Source organism: Blautia sp. DFI.9.10 (assembly GCF_024461705.1).
In the GTDB taxonomy this organism is placed as follows: Bacteria; Bacillota; Clostridia; order Lachnospirales; family Lachnospiraceae; genus Blautia_A; species Blautia_A fusiformis.
The window spans coordinates 61,837-83,622 of sequence record NZ_JANGAA010000011.1 but is presented as its reverse complement, the minus strand read 5'-3'; the positions used below and the strand labels follow the sequence as shown (position 1 = coordinate 83,622).

The 21,786-nt window shown below is 40.5% G+C and carries 25 protein-coding genes and 2 pseudogenes; 22 read left to right on the top strand and 5 right to left on the bottom strand.

The annotated features are described in order from the left end of the window. Position 1 precedes the first annotated feature (1 nt). The 7 genes from NE671_RS08645 (at position 2) to NE671_RS08615 (ending at position 8,871) form a co-directional block, all read left to right on the top strand. Positions 2 to 2,764, top strand: a complete 2,763-nt coding sequence (locus NE671_RS08645; RefSeq protein WP_015526496.1) for a molybdopterin-dependent aldehyde oxidoreductase — start codon at positions 2 to 4, stop codon at positions 2,762 to 2,764. A gap of 101 nt (positions 2,765 to 2,865) precedes the next feature. Further along, positions 2,866 to 5,160 (top strand): pyridine nucleotide-disulfide oxidoreductase/dicluster-binding protein, encoded by a 2,295-nt coding sequence (locus tag NE671_RS08640; protein ID WP_256163888.1) that lies wholly within the window; start codon positions 2,866 to 2,868, stop codon positions 5,158 to 5,160. Continuing rightward, entirely contained in the window at positions 5,160 to 5,381 is a 222-nt protein-coding gene (locus tag NE671_RS08635) for a DVU_1557 family redox protein (RefSeq protein WP_005427475.1), read from the top strand. Before NE671_RS08640 ends, NE671_RS08635 begins: the two co-directional genes overlap by 1 nt. Next, positions 5,382 to 5,915 carry a class I SAM-dependent methyltransferase gene (locus NE671_RS08630; RefSeq protein ID WP_092071070.1) on the top strand — a complete coding sequence of 178 codons (534 nt, stop codon included), beginning with the start codon at positions 5,382 to 5,384 and terminating at the stop codon, positions 5,913 to 5,915. It abuts the gene before it with no gap. A 3-nt stretch (positions 5,916 to 5,918) separates the two neighbouring features. Continuing rightward, a complete protein-coding gene (locus NE671_RS08625) occupies positions 5,919 to 6,353 on the top strand; it encodes a DVU_1555 family C-GCAxxG-C-C protein (RefSeq protein WP_021650124.1) in 435 nt (144 codons plus the stop codon). Beyond that, positions 6,350 to 7,675: a radical SAM (seleno)protein TrsS gene (trsS, locus tag NE671_RS08620; protein WP_092071066.1), complete on the top strand. Its 1,326-nt coding sequence runs from the start codon at positions 6,350 to 6,352 to the stop codon at positions 7,673 to 7,675. The genes NE671_RS08625 and trsS overlap by 4 nt, the downstream gene beginning before the upstream one ends. Positions 7,676 to 7,695: 20 nt before the next feature. Then, positions 7,696 to 8,871 carry a DVU_1553 family AMP-dependent CoA ligase gene (locus NE671_RS08615; protein ID WP_015526491.1) on the top strand — a complete coding sequence of 392 codons (1,176 nt, stop codon included), beginning with the start codon at positions 7,696 to 7,698 and terminating at the stop codon, positions 8,869 to 8,871. 33 nt (positions 8,872 to 8,904) lie between these two features. Here NE671_RS08615 and NE671_RS08610 read toward each other — a convergent pair whose 3' ends face one another. Further along, positions 8,905 to 9,636 (bottom strand): DUF5714 domain-containing protein, encoded by a 732-nt coding sequence (locus NE671_RS08610; RefSeq protein WP_216417489.1) that lies wholly within the window; start codon positions 9,634 to 9,636, stop codon positions 8,905 to 8,907. A gap of 332 nt (positions 9,637 to 9,968) precedes the next feature. On the opposite strand from NE671_RS08610, the gene NE671_RS08605 reads away from it, so the two are divergent. Further along, a complete protein-coding gene (locus NE671_RS08605; protein ID WP_015526489.1) occupies positions 9,969 to 10,211 on the top strand; it encodes a cation-transporting P-type ATPase in 243 nt (80 codons plus the stop codon). Positions 10,212 to 10,241: 30 nt separating this feature from the next. Here the strand turns inward: NE671_RS08605 and NE671_RS08600 are convergent, their stop codons facing one another. Further along, the gene (locus NE671_RS08600; protein ID WP_044960377.1) at positions 10,242 to 10,445 is read right to left on the bottom strand and encodes a hypothetical protein; all 204 of its coding nucleotides are present in this window, start codon (positions 10,443 to 10,445) and stop codon (positions 10,242 to 10,244) included. 177 nt (positions 10,446 to 10,622) lie between these two features. Here NE671_RS08600 and NE671_RS16020 point away from each other — a divergent pair. From NE671_RS16020 to NE671_RS08580, 5 genes and pseudogenes are all read left to right on the top strand, one after another. After that, positions 10,623 to 10,691 (top strand): annotated as a pseudogene (locus tag NE671_RS16020) (LPS biosynthesis protein); the annotation flags it as partial. A 123-nt stretch (positions 10,692 to 10,814) separates the two neighbouring features. After that, positions 10,815 to 11,252 carry a radical SAM mobile pair system MarR family transcriptional regulator gene (locus NE671_RS08595; RefSeq protein WP_005608550.1) on the top strand — a complete coding sequence of 146 codons (438 nt, stop codon included), beginning with the start codon at positions 10,815 to 10,817 and terminating at the stop codon, positions 11,250 to 11,252. Continuing rightward, a complete protein-coding gene (locus tag NE671_RS08590; RefSeq protein WP_021650119.1) occupies positions 11,249 to 11,938 on the top strand; it encodes a radical SAM mobile pair protein A in 690 nt (229 codons plus the stop codon). Before NE671_RS08595 ends, NE671_RS08590 begins: the two co-directional genes overlap by 4 nt. Further along, entirely contained in the window at positions 11,926 to 12,834 is a 909-nt protein-coding gene (locus NE671_RS08585) for a radical SAM mobile pair protein B (protein ID WP_256163884.1), read from the top strand. Before NE671_RS08590 ends, NE671_RS08585 begins: the two co-directional genes overlap by 13 nt. A gap of 63 nt (positions 12,835 to 12,897) precedes the next feature. Further along, a complete protein-coding gene (locus tag NE671_RS08580; RefSeq protein ID WP_008392833.1) occupies positions 12,898 to 13,107 on the top strand; it encodes a DUF6219 family protein in 210 nt (69 codons plus the stop codon). 262 nt (positions 13,108 to 13,369) lie between these two features. Here NE671_RS08580 and NE671_RS08575 read toward each other — a convergent pair. The 3 genes and pseudogenes from NE671_RS08575 to NE671_RS08565 all read right to left on the bottom strand — a co-directional run. Next, positions 13,370 to 13,618: pseudogene (locus NE671_RS08575) on the bottom strand (ATPase); the annotation flags it as partial. Between the two features lie 36 nt (positions 13,619 to 13,654). Further along, the gene (locus NE671_RS08570) at positions 13,655 to 15,415 is read right to left on the bottom strand and encodes a diguanylate cyclase domain-containing protein (protein ID WP_256137230.1); all 1,761 of its coding nucleotides are present in this window, start codon (positions 15,413 to 15,415) and stop codon (positions 13,655 to 13,657) included. 162 nt (positions 15,416 to 15,577) lie between these two features. Then, positions 15,578 to 16,063, bottom strand: a complete 486-nt coding sequence (locus NE671_RS08565; RefSeq protein WP_256163882.1) for a transposase — start codon at positions 16,061 to 16,063, stop codon at positions 15,578 to 15,580. A gap of 106 nt (positions 16,064 to 16,169) precedes the next feature. On the opposite strand from NE671_RS08565, the gene NE671_RS08560 reads away from it, so the two are divergent. The 9 genes from NE671_RS08560 (at position 16,170) to NE671_RS08520 (ending at position 21,735) form a co-directional block, all read left to right on the top strand. Further along, positions 16,170 to 16,562 (top strand): hypothetical protein, encoded by a 393-nt coding sequence (locus NE671_RS08560; RefSeq protein WP_256163880.1) that lies wholly within the window; start codon positions 16,170 to 16,172, stop codon positions 16,560 to 16,562. Positions 16,563 to 16,587: 25 nt separating this feature from the next. After that, the gene (locus NE671_RS08555; RefSeq protein ID WP_118609018.1) at positions 16,588 to 17,193 is read left to right on the top strand and encodes a DUF1349 domain-containing protein; all 606 of its coding nucleotides are present in this window, start codon (positions 16,588 to 16,590) and stop codon (positions 17,191 to 17,193) included. 94 nt (positions 17,194 to 17,287) lie between these two features. Beyond that, the gene (locus tag NE671_RS08550) at positions 17,288 to 18,100 is read left to right on the top strand and encodes an alpha/beta fold hydrolase (protein WP_118609017.1); all 813 of its coding nucleotides are present in this window, start codon (positions 17,288 to 17,290) and stop codon (positions 18,098 to 18,100) included. Between the two features lie 72 nt (positions 18,101 to 18,172). Beyond that, entirely contained in the window at positions 18,173 to 18,928 is a 756-nt protein-coding gene (locus tag NE671_RS08545; RefSeq protein WP_256163879.1) for an EFR1 family ferrodoxin, read from the top strand. A gap of 298 nt (positions 18,929 to 19,226) precedes the next feature. Then, positions 19,227 to 19,697: an LURP-one-related/scramblase family protein gene (locus NE671_RS08540; RefSeq protein WP_118609015.1), complete on the top strand. Its 471-nt coding sequence runs from the start codon at positions 19,227 to 19,229 to the stop codon at positions 19,695 to 19,697. Between the two features lie 45 nt (positions 19,698 to 19,742). Next, a complete protein-coding gene (locus NE671_RS08535) occupies positions 19,743 to 19,961 on the top strand; it encodes a hypothetical protein (RefSeq protein WP_015526477.1) in 219 nt (72 codons plus the stop codon). A 23-nt stretch (positions 19,962 to 19,984) separates the two neighbouring features. After that, positions 19,985 to 20,347 (top strand): YccF domain-containing protein, encoded by a 363-nt coding sequence (locus tag NE671_RS08530; RefSeq protein WP_059086556.1) that lies wholly within the window; start codon positions 19,985 to 19,987, stop codon positions 20,345 to 20,347. A gap of 434 nt (positions 20,348 to 20,781) precedes the next feature. Then, positions 20,782 to 21,051, top strand: coding sequence for an AAA family ATPase (locus NE671_RS08525; protein ID WP_173740553.1), 270 nt, complete (start codon positions 20,782 to 20,784; stop codon positions 21,049 to 21,051). Between the two features lie 138 nt (positions 21,052 to 21,189). Next, complete coding sequence (locus NE671_RS08520) at positions 21,190 to 21,735, top strand: sugar O-acetyltransferase (protein WP_431833691.1); 546 nt, start codon at positions 21,190 to 21,192, stop codon at positions 21,733 to 21,735. Positions 21,736 to 21,786 lie beyond the last annotated feature (51 nt).

Below are 21,786 nucleotides of genomic sequence, written 5' to 3'. Positions count from 1 at the left end.
CATGATTAAAAAGACATTGAAAATCAATGGTGTGGAGCGAATCCTTATTCTTGATAAGGATGAGACACTGGCTCAGGTACTTCGTGAGCATCTTCTTCTTACAGGATGTAAGATCGGTTGTGGAGAAGGTCATTGCGGAGCATGTAATGTTATTATGAACGGAAAAGTTACAAGATCCTGTATTTACAAGATGAGCCGTGTTCCGGACAATGCAGAGATCACAACAATCGAGGGTGTGGGAACAATTTCTGATATGCATCCGATACAGGTTGCATGGATGGCATATGGATGTGCACAGTGTGGTTTCTGTTCACCAGGTTTTATTATTTCAGCAAAGGTTCTTCTCGATAATAATCCGAGCCCTACCCGTGAAGAAGTGAGGGACTGGTTTAACAAGCAGCGTAATCTCTGTCGTTGTACAGGTTACAAGCCGCTTATCGATGCGACCATGGCGGCAGCAGCAGTTATGCGTGGCGAGATGACTAAAGAAGACCTCGTATTCAAGCAGACAGGTGATTCTATCGTCGGTACAAACTATATCCGTCCATCAGCAGCACAGAAGGTAACAGGTACCTGGGATTTCGGTGCAGATGATGCATTAAAGATGCCGGAGGGAACTCTTCGTCTTGCACTTACACAGGCCAAGGTTTCTCACGCAAATATTCTCAGTATCGATACAACAGAAGCAGAGAGTATGCCGGGAGTTGTTCGTGTTATTACAGCGAAGGACATTAAGGCAGCAGGCGGAACCAACAAGATCAATGGTCTTGTAATGCTTCCGAAACACAATAAGACAGACGGATTTGAGCGTCCTGTACTCTGCGACGAAAAGATCTTTCAGTTTGGTGATGCGATTGCGATCGTAGCTGCCGACACAGAAGAGCATGCACGTGCAGCAGCAGATGCAGTTAAGGTGGAGATCGAAGAACTTCCTGCATATATGAACGCAATGGATGCAATCGCACCGGATGCAGCAGAGATCCATCCTGGTACTCCAAACGCATTTTTTGAGACAAACTGTATCAAGGGACCGGACTTTGACTGGGACAGCATTCCGGATTCACAGCAGGTTGAGATCGAGTCCTACTGTTCACGCCAGCCTCATCTTCACCTTGAGCCGGACTGTGGCTATGGATATATTGATGAAGACGGTATGATAACAGTGCATTCCAAATCTATCGGTATACATCTTCATATGCCTATGATCGCAGATGGTATCGGTGTACCAATGGAAAACTTAAGACTTGTTCAGAACCATGCAGGCGGAACATTTGGTTACAAGTTCTCACCGACAAATGAGGCTCTGATTGGTGCAGCTGTTAAGATTCTGGAACGTCCGGTATCGCTGGTATTTAATCAGTTCCAGAACATTACTTATACAGGAAAGAGATCTCCTGCATTTATGAATATTAAGCTTGCAGCAGATGAAAATGGTAAACTCTTAGCACTTTGGGGTAACAACTATGTAGATCACGGTCCATATTCAGAATTTGGCGATCTGCTTACCATGAGACTTTCTCAGTTTACAGGCGCAGGTTATGGAATTAATTCTATTCGTAATAAATCAACAACCGTATTTACAAACCATGCATGGGGCTCCGCATTCCGTGCTTATGGTTCACCACAGTCTTATATGGGATCTGAGATTGCGATTGACGTGCTGGCAGCTAAGATGGGAATCGATCCGTTTGATATCCGTGAAATGAACTGCTATAAAGAATCAGAGGGCACTACCATCCCGACAGGTTATCCACCGGAGGTATATTGTGAGGAAGATTTGTTTAAGAAAGCACGTCCATTGTATGAAGCGGCGAAAAAACGTGTTGCCGAAAAGAATGCAGCTTCTGACGGAAAGATGAAATATGGTATCGGTGTATCTCTTGGAGTATACGGTTGTGGTCTTGATGGTGTTGATACATCAAATGCATTTGCAGAATTAAATCCGGATGGAACCGTTACGATGTATGCTGCATGGGAAGATCATGGACAGGGGGCTGATATGGGTGTTCTTGTATCATCTCATGAAACACTGCGTCAGGCAGGAATCAGACCGGAACAGATTAAACTGGTTATGAATGATACGAAGACATGTCCGAATGCAGGACCTGCAGGAGGATCACGCTCACAGGTTATGTCAGGTAATGCATGTCGTCTGGCTGCAGAAAATCTTGTAGCAGCAATGAAGAAAGAAGACGGAACATTCCGTACTTATGATGAGATGGTAGCAGAAGGGCTTGCAACAAAATATGAAGGTAACTGGGTAACTACATTCTGTGCAGATCATCCGATCGATCAGGATACCGCACAGGGCGATCCATTTGCAACTTATATGTATACTATCTTCCTGCCGGAAGTTGCTGTTAATACAGAAACAGGTAAAGTTACCGTTGAGAAATTTACTTGCGTAGCTGACGTAGGTACGATCATGAACAGACTTCTTGTAGAAGGTAATTTCTATGGTGGTCTTGTACAGGGTATCGGTCTTGCTCTTTCGGAAGATTTTGAAGATTTGAACCATGACACCACTTTGAAGAATTGTGGTATTCCATATCCAAAGGATGCTCCGGATGATATTGAACTTCACTTCAATGAAACATATCGCCCAAGTGGTCCTTACGGTGCAGCCGGTTGTGGTGAGGCTCCACTGGATGCTCCACATCCTGCAATCCTGAATGCAATCTTTAATGCGACAGGTGCACGTATTACACGTATCCCTGCCCGTCCGGAAAGGGTTCTTGCAGCATTAAAAGAACTTGAGAAATAAGCTTAATTCATAATGTGGTTGGAGTAAAAGCTGCCAACTGTGATATAATCAGGGGAGACGGGAAACTGCCTCCCCTTTACAGACGAAAGGAGTATCAGGTTATGACATACATACAGGAGAGGGGTTCTACTCACGTTTATCATGTAAATCGAATGTCAAAAGAAGAGATGGATCATATGATCAGTCTCTGCGTCCATGAACAGCCGGCCTACTGTGTTGCAGCCTGTCCTTTCAAAATGGATACAAAAGAGATGCTGTATTATGCTGCAAAAGGAAATTTTAAGAAAGCGTTGGCAATTTATGAGAAAATTACACCATTTCCAATGATTCTCTGTGATGGATGTACGGCACCTTGCGAAGATAATTGCAAGCTTTGTGAACTTGGTGATGGTGTCTCCATACGAGAAGTAGAACGTGCGATTGTCCGGTATGGAGAACCGGGAAGACGAAGCAGTGTATTTCGCATGAGAAAGAAGAAAAGGGCAGCAATCTTTGGTTCTGGATTATTTCCACTGTTTCTTGCAGGGGAACTGGAAAAGAAAATGTATCCTACGACAATTTATTGTAAGGAAGAAGATTATGAAAGCTATATTGCAGCGGAAGCCGGACATCTTTTGGAATCAGACCGCAGCAATGAAGCGAAACGTCTGAAATCTATGGATCTTTCTTTTGAATTTGGATGCAGTTTGAATCTTTCGTTTATCAGAGAAAAAATGGAACTGGCAGATGTGGTATGCGCATCAGAAGAAGTGGCAAAAATGTTAGCTCCGGAAGAAGCAGCAGATGTCGAGATTATGTTAAGAGAACAGGCAAAGATTGTCAGCGGACCTGCGGAATCTGTGATGGATGCGGCTTTTGCCGCAAAGCGGGCAGCTTTGACAGTGGATCTTCTGGTACAGAATTTATCGCCGCACAGCAACAGAGGCAGTGAAGGAGCAGTGACTACCAAGCTTTATACGAACATGGAAGGAATCCATGGATCGAATAAGATTTTCTGCGGTCAGGATGGGTATTCAAAAGAAGAAGCTGTAGAAGAAGCAAAACGATGTATTCAGTGTCATTGTGACGAATGCATGAAAGGCTGTGTGTATTTAAGTGAATATCAAAAACATCCGGGTTTATTAGCCCGTGAGATCTATAATAATACGCAGATTATCATGGGAGATCATCCGATGAACAAACCGATGAATGCCTGTGCTCTCTGTGGACAGTGTACGGTGATCTGTCCGAATGGATTTGATATGAGTCAGGTGTGCAAGTCAGCAAGAGAAAATATGGTATCTACAGATAAGATGCCGCTGGCGCCACATGAATTTGCACTGATGGACATGTTATTTTCAAATTCAGAGGCTTTTTTGAGCAGACTCCAGCCGGGATATGAAACTTGCAGATATGTATTTTTCCCAGGCTGTCAGGCAGGTGCGATAGCGCCGGATGTGGTTATGCAGGCATACGAAGATTTAAGTAATCGGGTAGATGGAGGTGTTGCTCTGATGCTAGGATGCTGTGGTGCAATCAGCGAATGGGCAGGCCGCTATGAAATGACAGAAAAAGTAAATGAGCAGCTGAAACAGGAACTAGCCAAGCTTGGTGATCCGATCATCATAGCAGGTTGTCCAACCTGTATGAAGCAGCTAAAAGAAAGTATTGGAGCGCATGTTATAGGAATCTGGGAAATTTTGAAAGAAATCGGACTTCCACAGCAGGCAAAAGGACTGGAGATACCGGTTGCCATACATGATGCCTGTGGTGCCAGAGGGGATGCACAGACACAGGATATTATAAGAGAACTTTTGTTGGATATGGGATGTACCGTTGAAGATACAGAATATTCCAGAGATTTGTCTCCATGTTGTGGATATGGAGGTCTGACGGCATATGCCAATAAAGATATGGCAGCGAAAATGACAGAAAAGTGTCTGGAACGTTCCGATGCACCATATATTACATACTGCATGGCATGCAGAGACCGATTTGCCAGAGAGGGAAGAGAATCCAGACATATCATGGAACTTCTGTATGGTGCAAATGCCAGCAACATGCCTGATATCAGTGAGAAACGCTACAACAGGCTCATATTGAAACAGACACTTTTAAAAAACATCTGGAATGAGGAACCGATCATGGAGAAAAAAGACTATACTGTTGCCTATACAGAAGAGGCAATCCATATGATGGATGAGCGCATGATACTGAAAAGTGATGTGGAACGTGTGTTATCAGATTACAGAGAAAATCGGGAAGCAATCCTGGATGAAGAAACAAAAGAACTGGTGACAAGAAGCAGACTGGGAAATGTCACATTCTGGGTGCGGTTTGTGGAAACAGAAGACGGATATCTGGTACACAGAGCATACAGTCATCGAATGAATATTATGAAAAGGGTGGGACAGTAATGGCAGTAGAAAGAACATATTATACGATTGATCCGGAAGGAAAGCTGACCTGCATGAAATGTAAGGTTCCTCTTGTAAAAGGAAAAGCAAAATTTATGTACCTGGAAAATGGGTTTCCTGTGGAAATGCCTGTCTGCCCAAAGTGTGGGTTTGTGTATGTTCCGGAAGAACTCGCACTTGGAAAAGTGCTCGCGGTGGAGCGTGCACTGGAGGATAAATAGATGAACAGGCATCCGGGAGGGGAAGCGCAGACGCTTCATCTTCTGGAGAACATAGAATGGAAAAAAGAAATGAAAGCACTGGATCTTGGAGCAGGAGAAGGAGACACGGTACGAATCCTGAAATCATTTGGGCTGGAAGCACATGGCGTGGATCTTTTCCCACGGGGCAGTGATGTGGAAATAGGCGATTTTCTGCATTTGCAGTATTCATCAGACAGTATAGATCTTTGCATCAGCCAGTGTGCATTTTTTGTCAGCAGAGATCAGAAAAATGCACTATCTGAATGTTGGCGTGTTTTGAAAAAGGGAGGATTTCTTTTACTGTCAGATCTGGATACCGGAAATCTTTTGGAAATGGCAGAACAGACAGGGTTTACCATTCTCCGACAGGAGGATCAGACGTTACTTTGGCGGGAATATTATCTGGAAGCAATCTGGAATGATTCGTTCTGCTGCGACGAGTATAAGCTCCTGCAGAAAGAGTATAAAGGAAAGAAGCTGCGCTATACCATGTTGGTTGGCAGAAAGGAGTAGCACATGGATCTTTATGAAAGAATCATAGAACTTAGCAGTATGGGTTATCATTGCTCACAAATGGTTATGATTATGACACTGGAAGCCATAGGTGAGGAAAATCCACAGCTTGTAAAGGCTTTGGGAGGTCTTGGCGGCGGGATCGGTTATTGTGGAGATACCTGTGGCTGCCTGACAGGAGGAGCCTGTGCGATAGGTTTGTTCCTTGGCAATCTGGCTCCGCAGGAGAAAGAAGATATACAGATGAAACCGGCTGTGCAGGAATTATATCAGTGGTTCCATAAGAAGACCGAAGAAGAATTTGGTGCTTTTTATTGTAAGGATATCACTTCTAATTTGGATTGGGGAGTGATTATGGAGCAATGTCCTGCGCTGATTGCAGATACTTATACGAAAGTGATAGAAATACTGACAGAACGGGGAATATTGGAACTATGATTACGCTGGGTAAAACAAAAAGTGTATGCCCGATATGTATGAAAGTACTTACGGCAAAAAAATGTATTGGTGAAGATGGCATTTATCTGGTGAAAGAATGTGATATCCACGGAAAGTTTCAGACACTGATCTGGGAAGGAACGGCAGCAGAGTATCTTTCCTGGGGAAGAGAAAACCTGTCTGCGGAGACTCCGGTAAATCCCAAAATCAAAGAGAAATCCTGCCCGGATAATTGTGGACTCTGTGAGGAGCACGAACGAAAAGGCTGTTGTATGATACTGGAAGTGACAAAGCGCTGCAATATGCACTGCCCGGTCTGCTTTGCTTCGGCAGGAGAATGTCTGGAAAACGGTGATCTTTCAATTGATGAAATAGAAAAGCAATATGATTTTCTGATGGATCATGGAGGACCATTCAATATTCAGCTCTCAGGTGGAGAACCAACCATGCGGGAGGATCTTCCGGAGATCATACATATGGGCAGAGAAAAAGGGTTTACATTTTTTCAATTGAATACCAATGGAATCCGTCTTGCGCAGGAAGCAGGATATGCCAGAAAACTAAAAAAAGCAGGACTGAATACAGTATTTCTTCAGTTTGACGGTGTCACAGATGATGTGTATCAGACATTGCGCGGACGCTCTATGATAGAACTGAAAGAAAAGGCTGTGTTAAACTGTTCGGAAGCGGAACTGGGAATTGCCCTGGTACCTGTCATTGCGCCAGGAGTAAATGACATGCAGGTTGGAGATATTCTGAAGTTTGCGATGGATCATATGCCATTTGTAAGAGGAGTACATTTCCAGCCGATCAGCTATTTTGGCAGATGTTCTCAGCAGCGTCCACAAGCTCCGATTACCATACCAAAGATGTTGAAGCTGATCGAGGAACAGACTGACGGGCTTATGAAAAGCAAGGATTTCGCCGGTGGTGGAGCAGAGAATCCATACTGTTCTTTTCATGCAAGTTATCTGAAAAAAGGTGAGAGGGAACTGAAACTTTTGGAAAAGAAATCAGGCAGAGGATGTTGTTGTACTACCAGCGATAATTCCAGACAGTATGTGGAAAATCAGTGGAGCTATAGCACAAAAAAATTTGATGATGGAGAAATGACACAGACAGATGCGCTGGATGAATTCCTGATCCGGGTTCATAATGAAACTTTTGCAGTATCAGGGATGATTTTTCAGGATGCATGGAATCTGGATCTTGAACGTCTGAAAAGATGTTATATCTGCGAGGTGGATTCTGATTATGGAATGGTGCCATTTTGTGCATATAATCTGACGAATTCGAAAGGAATATATTTATACAGAAAGTGAAACGATCGAATATAGATGCAATGATCTGTAAGCAGGAAGGTATTACAGAGATTACAAGAGATGAAATACACAGAATACAGCTGGAGAAATTAAATATTGTACTGAAGAGAGAGAAAGAACGAGAGGGTTTTTATCGAGATTTGCCGGAAAGACTGGAAAGCCTGATAGATTTGAGAAGCCTTCCTTTTACGACAGAAACAGATCTGGCACGAGATGGAGGCAGGATGCTGCTTTGCTCCCAGGGGGAAGTACAGAAAGTGATATCAGAACAGACAAGCGGAACTACCGGTGCCGGTAAACGTGTATTCTATACAGAGGGAGACTGTGAACACACTATAGAACTTTTTATGGCAGGTCTGGGTGAATTTATTTATCCTGGAAGTATAACGATGGTGGCTATGCCATTTTCAGGTCCTTTTGGATTAGGAGAACTGATCGCGGAGGCAATCAGACGTCTGGGAGCAAAACCTCTTTCAACCGGGACAGGAAGAACTTATGGCGAACTGAACAGGATTCTGGAAGAGGAGCAGCCGGATACGTATGTGGGAATGCCGACGGCATTGCTGTCCATGCTTCGAATGTGCGGAAAAGGCAGTATAAAAAGAGCACTGGTATCCGGAGATGCCTGTCCGAAAACTGTCATGAAAGCAATCGAAGAAATTCTGCAAACACGACTTTGGCCGCACTATGGTTCCAGAGAGATGGGGCTTGGAGGTGCCATTTGCTGCACGGCGCATGAGGGCATGCATATGCGGGAAAACCATTGTATTACAGAGATTATAGATGAGAACGGAAATGTGCTGCCGGACGGTAAATGGGGAGAACTGGTGATTACAACCATTGGAATGGAAGCACAGCCGTTGATTCGATATCGAACCGGTGACTGGTCAAGGATCATTCCAGGAAGATGCCTCTGTGGAAGTGAAATAAAACGCCTGGACTTTGTAAAGCGGATGGATCCATTGGGAAGTATCAGAGAGATGGATGAATTGCTGTTTGAGATTCCGGAACTGGTAGATTATTGTGTGAAAATTGTAGATGGAAAAAAGGAAATTACAGCGCTTTTTACATCGGACAATGGAGAAGAACGAATCAGGAGTGTTTTGGAAGAGAAGGATATTCGTTCATGGAACTGCAAAAAAGCAAAGTGGGAAGATGGGGCGCTGTATCCTGGCAAACGAGTTACAAGGCAGTGATTTCGTGGTATCATGGAATCACTGCCTTGCCTGTTATTCAGGATAGTATGGACAATCTTCCTGGATACATTCGCGATTATCTTCGCAGTATTTACACGTTATAGAAGACAACGGAATGTTTACAGAACAAAACTGACTGTAAAAATGAACGGCTTCTTCGATGGCAATTCTGCTGGTACGTTTGCAGCAGCGAGGTCCACCAACATCTGCCAGTCTGGATAAAATAATGGAAACAAGTTTTTGAGGAAACGGCCATGCATCTTTGTGAAGTGGACTGGATCCAGTCATAACGGACATGAAAATACCGGCTCCGGCAGCAGCTCCACAGACACCCCAGTAACCACAGGTACCGCCCGGAACCTGCTTCGCTCTTTTACAGATTTCAGATAGTGCAGCATCGTAATCCATATGTTCTCCATTATTGCGAAACGCTGTCAGAAGAACACATGGGACAATTGCATGATGCTCCGGTCCATGCATATGTACAGATGGAAGATCCATAATTTTTTCCAGAAGAAGCAAAGCATCTTTTTCTGTACTGTCTCTGAGTGTCGTGATTACCGGAGCATATGTGCCATAGCTGTGACAGGCATCACAGATAAAGTGACCATTTTCACAGACCGCATTGGTTAATTGCTCTTTATGGCAGATGCTGCACGTCTGAATAGAGCTTTCAGCACGATACGTAATAGGAGCACCACAAATCAGACATCCGGAAAAATGTTCCGCTTCACCGCAACAACAGGAATTATTCGTATGATCCATTTGATTCACCTCCGGAGAATTTATTTTAATAGTGTTAATGATGTAAAAAGTATAACATAAAATGAAAAAGTAATGATAAAGTATCTTGACAATCATGTTACTTTGGGTATATGATTTGATCCAATAAAGGGGAGTAACCTGCGCTTAACAAATTGCGTTTGTGATGTTGTCAGTACGGTGGAAGCATCCGGTATCATAAGGAAATGGTGAGACTTTTATTGCATTTTTTATTATGCAATGAAGGTCTTTTTTTTTTATATTTTTTTCAAAGAGGTCTTTCATTGCATAAGAAATTCAGGTAGTAAATACTTAGAAACGATGAGGCGGAAGTGATGAAGGAAATTTATCAGCAGACGGTAGAAGAGGTTCTTGAAAGGGTGAATGGCAAGAAATCTGGGCTTACAAGTGAACAGGTGAAAAGATCCAGAGAAAAGTGTGGGTGGAATGAACTTACAGAAGGAAAGAAGAAAGGTATCCTGCAGATTTTCTTTGAAGGAGCTGTCTATTTCCCGACAGCTCCTTTTCTTGTATTCATTCGGCTGATACAAAGCGACAAAGCCGGCACAATATCATAAGTAATATATAAAACTCTGATGTACATGTGATTAAAAAGAATCAATCATATGCATTAGCCGCTCATGAAAAATATCTCTTTCTTCGTAAATTTTTTCTAACTCTTTTTCAGTAAACAATGCATAGGCGCTATCAGGAACAGCTGTTAATCCATCACAGGTAAATGGTATACGTCGCCCACCTCTGAAAATGGCTGCTTCCCAGTACTTTTTTCTAAAATATTTAATTATTCCCATGTAGTACCATCTCTTTCCCATATTTGTTATTGACGTTCTGGCAAATAAAATACTTCTGTTCTTACTATATTATCATCAAAATCCATTTCTACATAATAATCTCGGACAAAATATGATCTCCAGTAATCATGTAGTGAGTAAATTTCCAATGTTTTGAAATCAACAATGCACAATGGAATGTCAGAGTTAACAGAGCATACCTTGGCAAATGAAATAGAAGCTCCACATGAGATTTTAAGAAAATAGGCAAGTCAAATTCCAGTTTGGAGAATTGAAAAAATGGAATTTACCTATTAAGACATATAAACTCTTGACAATAAAGCTCCTATATAGTATGTTTTTAATAAACTACTATATAGGAGATTTTGCATGGAAATGAATGGAGGATTTCTTGTCACAAAAATAAAACAGCTTGGAGACCGGATTTTTGAGAAGATTCTCAGTGAAAAGAATATTGATGCGTTTAATGGAGCCCAGGGACGTATTCTTTATGTGCTGTGGCAGGAGGATGGTATCTCAATCAGGTCACTCTCGACTAAATGCGGATTAGCGATAACATCTCTTACTACGATGCTGGAAAGAATGGAAAATCAAGGGCTGATAAGCCGTGTTCAGTCTGAAACGGACAAAAGGAAAACACTCCTGTTTCTGACTGAGAAAGCACATGCCTTAAAGGGCGAGTACGATTCTGTATCTGATGAGATGGGCAGTATTTACTACAAAGGTTTTTCAGAGGAAGAAATTACCCGGTTTGAGAAATGTCTCGACCGCATCAGAAAGAATCTTGAGGAGTGGCAGAAGTCATGAGTATTTGTATCAAAGATCAGATTCAGAACATGAATATCGTCATTGGCTGCACAGTGGGGTGTACATATTGCTATGCCCGCAACAACGTGAAACGCTGGCATATGATTGATGACTTCGCTGACCCTGAATTCTTTCCGGGTAAGCTCAAGATGATGGAAAAGAAACGTCCGCAGAACTTTCTTCTTACCGGGATGAGCGATCTCTCCGGATGGAAGCCGGAATGGAGAGACGAGGTATTTGCAAAGATCCGTGAAAATCCACAGCATCAGTTCCTGTTCCTTACCAAGCGACCTGATTTGCTGGATTTTGATACCGATTTGGAAAACGCATGGTTTGGCGTTACGGTGACGAGGAAAGCAGAACTGTGGCGTATCGACGCCCTTCGGAAAAACGTCAGAGCAAAACATTACCATGTTACCTTTGAGCCGTTATTCGACGATCCCGGCACAGTTGACCTTTCCGGAATCAATTGGATCGTTGTGGGCACCATGACCGGAGCTCAGAGCAGGAAGATTCATACGGAGCCGGAATGGGCATGGTCTCTGGCGGACCAGGCACATAAGCTCGGCATTCCGGTGTTTATGAAGGAAGACCTTGTCCCTATCATAGGGGATGAAAATATGATTCAGGAAATGCCGGAAGAATTTAATAAAGTGTTAGAGGTACAGAAATCATGGAAGAAGTAATAAATGGAATCCTCATTCGTGAGGTGGAAACAAAGAACATCATGACTAAGTCTAGTCTGCCGGTAGGCGGTTACTCGGTCAATCCCTATGTGGGCTGTACACATGCCTGCAAGTATTGCTATGCTTCTTTTATGAAGCGCTTTACCGGGCACAAGGAGGAATGGGGCACTTTCCTTGATGTGAAGCATTGGACGGAAATTAAAAATCCGAAGAAATATGCCGGACAGCGGGTGGTCATCGGTTCTGTGACAGATGGCTACAATCCACAGGAGGAGCAATTCGGGAATACCAGAAAACTTCTGGAGCAGCTGATCGGCAGTGACGCAGATATTCTGATCTGCACAAAGTCGGATCTTGTGGTACGAGATATTGATTTACTGAAGAAGCTTGGACGTGTAACCGTTTCATGGTCGATCAACACACTAGATGAAAAATTCAAGAACGATATGGACTCTGCTTCGAGCATTGAGCACCGTATCGCTGCTATGAAGCAGGTATATGAGGCAGGTATCCGTACAGTCTGTTTCGTATCCCCGGTATTTCCCGGTATCACGGATTTTGAAGCAATCTTTGAGCGGGTAAAGGATCAGTGCGATCTGTTCTGGCTCGAAAATCTCAATCTTCGAGGCGGTTTCAAAAAGACAATTATGAATTATATCGCCGGAAAATATCCTGATCTTGTACCACTTTACGACGAGATCTATAACAAGCATAACCGCAGCTACTTTGAAGCACTTGAAGTAAAAGCTGAGAAAATGGCTAAGAAGTATGATTGTGCCTTTGTGGATAATGAAATGCCTTATGGCAGAGTCCCGCAGGGACATCCGGTGATCGTAGATTATTTCTATCATGAGGAAATCCGTGGGACAGAGAATACCGGAAAAAGAAATCGCTAACTTCCAGTTTGTATATATCTTTTAAAAGGTATATGATTAAGAAAAACGGCAGGAGGTATCTGAATGAAATCACATAAATATTGGTCTATCGGTGCACTGATTACAATGCTTGGAACTTTTTATACAGGTTATAAGGGATCAAAAGAAGGCCATAAGTACTTTGCAGCAAGTTCTTTGCTTTGCATGATTATGGCTATTTATACAGGACACAAGATGATTTCTGGTAAAAGTAGGAAGAAAAAAGAAGTTTCAGTAGAGAGTGTTGAAGATTAAAAAACAAAATATTTTAATAAATAACGCCGGTGCGGGATTTTTGATATCCAGTACTGGCGTTATTTATTCTACAGGGGCTTGGGGGGTGTAGCCACTAAATAGTCAGTTTGCATTCCTTGTCAAAAGACATCGGATCACAGTTCAGTACATCCATATAAAACTCTTTTCATAGGATGCTTCGTCTGAATTCATCTGCAATCTCCGTCATAATAAAAATATCTCCATCATTTCAAAAGAGAATGCTGGAGATATTTCGCCTTGCTTATTCTTGTAGTAACCAATCGGCTATATCGTGAATTACGATTCCTTCATAGTTATATGGGGGATGTTTGGTTCTAGCAATAATCATTTTCGGATAAGCATCTCGAATCTGAAGCCGAGGAAAGCATTCTCTTTCAAATGTTTCCTGCCCGGAAATGTTGTCGCTGATCTGAATATAAAACTTCTCGTTGCTTCTCTGAGCAACAAAGTCGATTTCCTTTTGATAGAGCTTGCCGACATAAACATTATATGAAAATAGATCATACGCTCTGTTTTTTGCAATATTTTATCTTGCGAATTTATCATTGTAACGAATATGTATATCTTCCCAATCCATGAACAATACATAAAATACTTTCCCGTATTGCGGGCTCTCTACAATTCTTCCATGATCAAGAACAGAAAAATAAGTTCCGTCAGCTTTTCGAAGATGAAAGTGAATATAGTCATTTTCATTGCCGTTGTCAATCTGTTCCCAGATACTTGATTCTATCTGTTGCTGTTCATCTTCACGAATCAAGTTGCGAAAACTTTTCTCAGTAAGTCTGAACAGTTCATCTATATCTTTATATCCGGACATATGAAGAAATTCATCATTTGCAAAAATTAGTTCATCATCTTCTTTGTCAGCTCTGTATATGATGAATGCACCTGGAAGATGTTCAGAGATATCCTTGAATGCGAATCCAAGTTGTTTGCGGGCACCTGACCGAAGTCCTTTTCTGTAGACCATACATCCATTTTTTCCATGAAGCTTTATTTCATAAAGAGCGGCATCTGCGCAGCGCATGAGTTGTGAACGATTGGATGCAAATGTTGGATATTCTGCATATCCTAGAGAAACATAAAATGCATGTTCCTTACCATGGTATGAGAATGATTTAGGAAGTTTGGTGAATTTCTGCAGCTGTATATCTGCTTCTGCAAAGGTACAATTTGGTAAAAGAATGCAGAATTCGTCACCACCATTTTTTCCAAGTAATGCATCGGATGGGAAAAAAGTCTTCATGCTGTCTGCAAGATTCTTTAGTGCCCTGTCTCCGTAATTATGTCCATAGATATCATTAATAAACTTGAAATCATCGATATCAAGGAGCGCAGCCACAAAATGTGTTTTTGGATTTTTTTGAATCATTTTTTCTGCAAATTCATCAAATCCATAGCGGTTATAAATATTTGTAAGAGAATCTGTGCGTGCCAGTATCTGAAACTTTTTCTTATGTTCTTTTGCTACTAACCATACTCTGGTAAGAACTGACAGGAGAAGGCTTATTGTAAGAAAAATTCCGATGATGATTATCAGTAATGTGGCATTTCTCCATCCACTTTTAGGAGTTACTTCAAATTTCCAGTTTTCGTCTCCTATTGTAAATGTATAAGAAACAGGACGATTTATTTGCCCATCTGATTGATAAACCACTTTATAAGTATCACTCCATGGAGCGTCTGTTTTTGAAATTTTGTATTCGTATCCAAAATTCGAAAGTGCACTGATTGAATCTGAAAAAATATCCGGAACACGCAGGATAACAATAGTAAATCCCCAGAAATACTCATGTCCGTTTTTATCTTTCAGGTATATGGGATTGCGGACTGCAATTCCATATCCTCCCTGTTTTAATTTGAAGGGGCCCTGCGTAATGATTGTATGGTTGTCTCTTGCGTAACAGGAAATTTTTCCGCGGTCTTTATCATGGATCAAATCAATCTTACCTGCCTCATTTTCATTAGCCGGATAAATATCTGTAACAACACCATTAGGAGCGAGCTGTACACTTTCAATAGAATCAGACATAAGATTTCCTGCAATTGTTTCAAACTGACGGATTTCGCCATCTTCACTTATTAAGATTTGCTTCAAGGTATCTGTGATCTCAATTCCATTTGTAATTTCATTCTTTATTTGTTCGCCATAGGTGGCTACGTTTAATTGTGCTGTTATGTGTCTCTGCTCTTTTTCGTGGGTGTCTGTTTTGTATACAATCAAACTAATAAGGCATATGCCCAGTAAAAAAGTGATAAGAGGCACAAGTGTTTTCTTTTTCACTTGGTTCACCTCATTTTGTTCATGGGAATTATTATAATAAAGCATTATATCATAGAAGTTGAAAAACAGAATAAGTTTTATGAAAAAACGAACTGTGCAAAATCTTTATACATCTATGACAAAAGAATGTATATCGATAGGGATTTGTGAAATCTATATATTTTAAGAAGGAGCCTTGGAATCATCATAAATATCCTGTATTTTTGCTTTTACAGCTTTACGACGTTTTTCTGTATCAGAAGGTACGTTGTGGAGCCATGCAAGATATCCTGAGCGAGAGACACCTAAAAATTTCAACATTCCGGAGACGGAAACCCGGCGTCCAGCCTTTTTGGCAGCTTCCGTCTTCTCAGACACTTCAAGATAAATGGCTTCCGTCATTTTTCCAGAATGTTGATTGCTTTTTTTATCTTGGGCATCACGTAATTCACGTCTGAGACGGGCAATTTCCTTCTGCTCATCAGATGCATAATTACCAGAACCACGAACAGGAATATCACCTGATTCCCGGAAGTCTTTCAGCCATTTTGTTAATGTGCTGTATCCGATGCCAAGATTTTCTGCACATCCACGTACTCCGAGATCTTTGTGATCCTGATAGTACTGGACTGCATCAAGTTTAAATTGTTTGTCATGTTGCTTTGCCATATGAGATTCTCCTTCAGCATGCCTCTATTGTATCATGTCTATGTGTATTTGGAATTTCTCATTTTGGTTTGTACTATTTATATTCTAGCACCAATACCTGCAATCTATGAAGGCAAACCTGAGAGAAATTATTCACTATATTGATGAGTCAACACTTGAAAAAGCGAAGAACGAAAAAGTTCAAAAGCAAGAGTCTCCCTCAAAGATGTCAAAAGACGTAGAGGAGTCTGTTGATAAGATGTTCTCCAATCGTATGAGCAAAGTATATTCTGAATGGAAATCAAATCAAGATACACAGCCATTTAATGAAAATATAGAGAAGGAATACCAGAAGCTTTTGGAAACACTGTCTCCGGAACAAGAGGAAGTGCTTACGAAGTATTGTGATGAAATATTTGCCAGCGGAGCAGAGACAGAAGAGTTTTTCTATCGCCTGGGTATAAAGGATGGACTGAGATTAAAAAGTACGGTAAAATCTGTATTAGAAATGATGTCGTGAAATCGGAAGTTGGAGGGATAATGAGATGAATATAAAAGATTTTAAGTGGACGAGAGAACCTGATGATTACACGCTGACAGATGACAAAATTGAGATTATTACACAGCCTGGAACTGATTTGTGGCAAAGAACTTACTATCATTTCCGCAATGATAATGCTCCGGTTCTGCAGATAGAAACAGAGGAAAAATTTTTTTCATTTATAGTGAAAACTGATTTTAAGGAAAGCCATCATCGCTTTGATCAGTGCGGTGTGGTTATGTATCTTGACAGTGAGAATTGGTTGAAAGGTTCTATAGAATATGAGAATGACTATTTTCAGCACCTGGGAAGTGTTGTGACAAACAATGGATATTCAGATTGGGCAACTACGGAAATTGATGCAGAGATTAAATCTATGTGGTATCGTCTCAGTAGACGTGAAGATGATTATTGCATTGAATGTTCTGAGGATGGAATACGGTTTAAGCAAATGAGGATTTGTCATATGTGGGCTGGTGCAGGAAAAATCAAATTTGGAATTTATGCATGCAGTCCGGAAGATTCATCGTTTAAAGCGGTATTTACAGATATGAAATTGATGGAGTGTCAATGGAAAGCCCACGATGGTCAAATGCCGGATGAGATGTAGCAGACCGTATTTGATATAAAAAAACAATATGAAAATAGTTAAAGTTTTTCAGTTTGTGTAACTGAGAAAAATGAAAATTGCGGAGGTGGATTTGTTGAAGGAAAGTACATATCAAACTCCTTGCGGAACAATTCACTATTGGTCAAATAATCTGAGTTTGGATACAACGACGCTTGTATTTTTACCAGGGCTGACTGCTGACCATAGATTATTTGATAAACAGGTTGAGTACTTCGATGGAAAATATAATATTATTGTATGGGATGCACCGGCTCATGCCTCTTCCTGGCCGTTCCGCTTTGACTTTGATCTGTTTGATAAGGCAAAATGGCTGAATGTGATTCTTGAAAAAGAAGAAATCATAAAACCAATTATAATAGGTCAATCAATGGGAGGATATGTGGGACAGGCTTATGCACAATTGTATCCTGACCGGCTGGCAGGTTTTATTTCCATTGATTCAGCACCGCTCCAGAGAAACTATGTGACAGCAGTGGAGATCTGGCTTCTGAAAAGAATGGAACCAGTATATGCACATTACCCATGGAAGTTGCTTTTGAAATCCGGAACTGAGGGAGTTGCAACTTCTGATTATGGCAGAAATCTGATGAAGGAAATGATGCTGGTCTATGATGGTGATCAGCATCGTTATGCCCAAATTGCCGGGCATGGATTTCGTATTCTGGCAGAGGCAATGGAAAAGAATCTGCCATATGAAATCAAATGTCCTTCCCTGTTGATATGTGGTACAAAGGATCATGCCGGTTCATGCATAAGGTATAACAGAGAATGGCATCGAAAAACGAAAATTCCTTTAAAGTGGATTGAAGGGGCCGGTCATAATTCTAATACAGATAAACCGGAGATGATAAATAGTTTGATAGAAGAATTCCTTTCAAATATATAAAGACGATTGAAAACAATTGGTCAACCGTTATAAAAGGGCAATAAACAAATCGGAATCAGTAGGAGGATCATTATGAGATTTTATAACATATTTTTCAGCCCGACAGGGGGTACAGAGAAAGTAGCAGATATTGTTGCGAAAGGGACGAAGCTGGATGCTGAAGAAATCGACCTAATTAAAGAATCAGATAAACTCATGAAGGTGAAATTTGAAAAAAAGGACCTATGTTTGGTTGCTGTACCGTCTTACGGTGGACGCATTCCAGCAGTTGTAACGGATATGTTCTGCAAAGTAAAGGCAGATGGTACGAAAGCAATTCTTGTGGCAGTATTTGGAAACCGTATGATTGATGATACGCTATTGGAACTACAGGATGTTCTGGAGGCATCAGGATTTGTATGTATCGCAGGAATGGAGGCAGTCGCAGAGCATTCCCTGATGCACCAATTTGGAACCGGACGCCCGGATCGGCAGGATGAAAAGGAATTGCTGGAATTTGCCGCAAAGATTATGCAAAACAGCGAAGCACAAAGGATACCTGCATTTCCGGGAAACAGACCATATCGAGAATATGGTGGTGTTCCATTCAAACCTGTTGCAAATGGAAAATGCACTTCCTGCGGTCTGTGCGCAAAAGAATGCCCGGCAGGTGCCATTCCGTTGGACAATCCGAAGATGACCGATAAGGATAAGTGTATTTCTTGTATGCACTGTGTAGCAGTCTGTCCGAAGAAAGCAAGAAATTACAGTAAGCTTGTCAGTTTTATCGCTGGACTGAAAATGAAAAAGGTTTGTTCCGGTAGGAAGGAAAATAAATTGTATTTATAATAGGGCGAGCAATACAATGAGAAACATGTAAATTGATACGTGAACAATCGGCTCAGTATGATATTTAATTAAATATTGCAATGAAAAGATCATTTACCGTAAACAAGCAGTAGATGGTCTTTTTTATATCTTTTTGTGAACAAGTAGAGATTTATAGCTGGTAATATGTGTTTTATCATAATCCGTGAAATAAGATGAGTTAATTCTTCGATTTACATATTTTTTAAGGTGTTCCGGCATGGTATTATGATACTTATAAAGAACCAATTATATCTGTTGGAGAGAGCGGTGAAAAGTTATGAAGTTATTGTTTAAACAAAGGCTGTTTTCATGGTTTGACAGCTATGATATCTATGATGAAGCAGGCAACACTGTTTATGTAGTAAAAGGTCAGTTGTCCTGGGGACATAAACTTGTAATTTATGATGCCTATGGAAATGAAGTAGGAATGGTTGTTCAGAAAGTACTTACTTTTCTTCCTAAATTTGAAATTTATAAAAACGGCAGTTATATCGGATGCCTGAGCAAAGAATTCTCATTCCTGACGCCACATTATAATATTGATTACAATGGATGGCATATTGATGGAACTATTATGGAATGGGACTATAGCATTCTTGATCGAAGCGGTTATTCAATCGCACGGGTCAATAAAGAACTGTTTCATATGACTGATATATATGTTATTGATGTGCAGGATCCAGGAAATGCATTGGATGCGTTGATGTTTGTACTTGCGATTGATGCAGAAAAATGTTCTAGGAATTAGATAGTTGATCGTGTTGTCGAAGATATTCGGAGATGGGGAGGTAGCATGGGATTATTCAAAAAGAAAATCGTGAAAAAAACATATGACAGAGAACATATGAAACCAGTTATTCGTGCAAGCATTTGTACTGGAGAAGAAGTAGCAGGGTTCAAAGACATACGGACCGGAAAAATCGAAGAAATCATGCTGATCAGATCTCCAGAGGACTTAGAAAAATTCAAAGAGATATATGAGATAACAGAGGAAATTGCAAAAGAATATTAGACATTGGATGAGGAGATGTTGTCATGAGAACTATAGGTAATATCCTTTGGTTTATATTTGGAGGATTACTGGGCGGACTGGCATGGATTTTTGCAGGTTGCATATGGTGTATTACAATTATTGGAATTCCGGTAGGTCTGCAATGCTTTAAATTTGCAACCTTGGCATTTTGGCCGTTTGGAAAAGAAATCGTGTATGGAAATGGCATGTTTTCATTTCTGGTAAATCTTATATGGATTATATTTTTTGGATGGGAAATGGCACTTGGAAACCTGATAGTTGGTTGCATTTGGTGCATTACGATAGTTGGAATTCCATTTGGAAAGCAGTTCTTCAAGATGGCAAGACTCTCTTTCATGCCATTTGGTGCGAGTGTGATAGGGTAGAATGTGTAAGGTCTTATTGATGAAAAATGAAATAATATTATTCACGGATGGTAATATTAATATTGGAGTTCAAATAAAACCTGAACAGGAAACAGTCTGGTTGACACAGAAGTATTGTTTGATGTTAAGCATATGCAGCAGCCGGTCACTGATAAGGAATTTAAAAATTTCACAGACTGTGCGGTTAAGAAAAGTAACGAAAATGCCCTGATTTTCACAACTGAAGATATGGAGAAGCCTTTCATAAGCTTTAATGAAGGAATGTAGAATTTCTTTGAACCGGAGCTTCAGAAGAGATTGTATGAAATGGAAAAAATCTTTTAATATATATTGATCAATGATATAATATTCTAAAATTTTGATGATAAAAGAAATATAGTAATTAAAAATGTTACAAAGTTGTTCTTGATAAAAATATTATTTGGTAACATGAGATGTTTTATGTTAAAAAGAAAAGTGACGCATTACATAAAAAATGGGTAGATTCAAAAAACAAAAAATGTCTTGTAATTCAGGGAACCAGACAAACAGGAAAAACATATATAGTTGAAAGATTTGCAGAAGAGAACTATGAAGAAATTGTTGAAATTAATTTTAAACAGATACCTTCTGCGATGGATATTTTTTCCGGTGATCTAAAAGTAGATGATATGGTTATGGCTATGTCCGTATTTGATGACGGAAAGTGCAAAAGCATTAGATAAAATATTGCAGACCATGAGAGAGTGGGGAAACTGATATTTATAACTTTGAATTTGGAGGTTATCGGAAATGACTGAAAGAGAAAAATGCTAAGTGGAGAGTTGTACGATCCAACGGATAAAGAATTGGAGCAATTACGCGTGAATGCACGTAAATTAGCAAGAAAATACAATTCGACAGATGAAGATGATCAAGAAAAACAAGCACAGATATTGAGGGAATTATTGCCAGCAACAGAGGAACTCCCCTATTTACAGGCGCCTGTTTATTTTGATTACGGATGTAATACGTTCTTTGGAAGATTCAGCTCTGCTAATTTTAACTTTACATGTTTAGATGTATGTGAAATACATATAGGCGATAATGTGATGATTGGTCCAAATGTTACATTGGCAACTCCTATGCATCCATTATTACCTGAAGAACGCAATATTAGGAAAAGAGAAGATGGAAGTTTTTATAATCTTGAATATGCGAAGCCAATAACTATAAAGGATAATTGCTGGCTGGCATCCAATGTGGTTGTTTGCGGTGGTGTCACCATAGGAGAAGGGTGTGTAATTGGTGCAGGGAGTGTTGTAACAAAAGATATTCCGCCGTATAGTTTGGCAGTTGGAAATCCATGCCGGGTCATTCGAAAAATAACTGAGAAAGATCATATGTCAGATGGAATTGAAAAGAATTAAAAATTTGCATGGATGATAAGCAGTTCATCTGAATAAAGAAAATAAAATGAT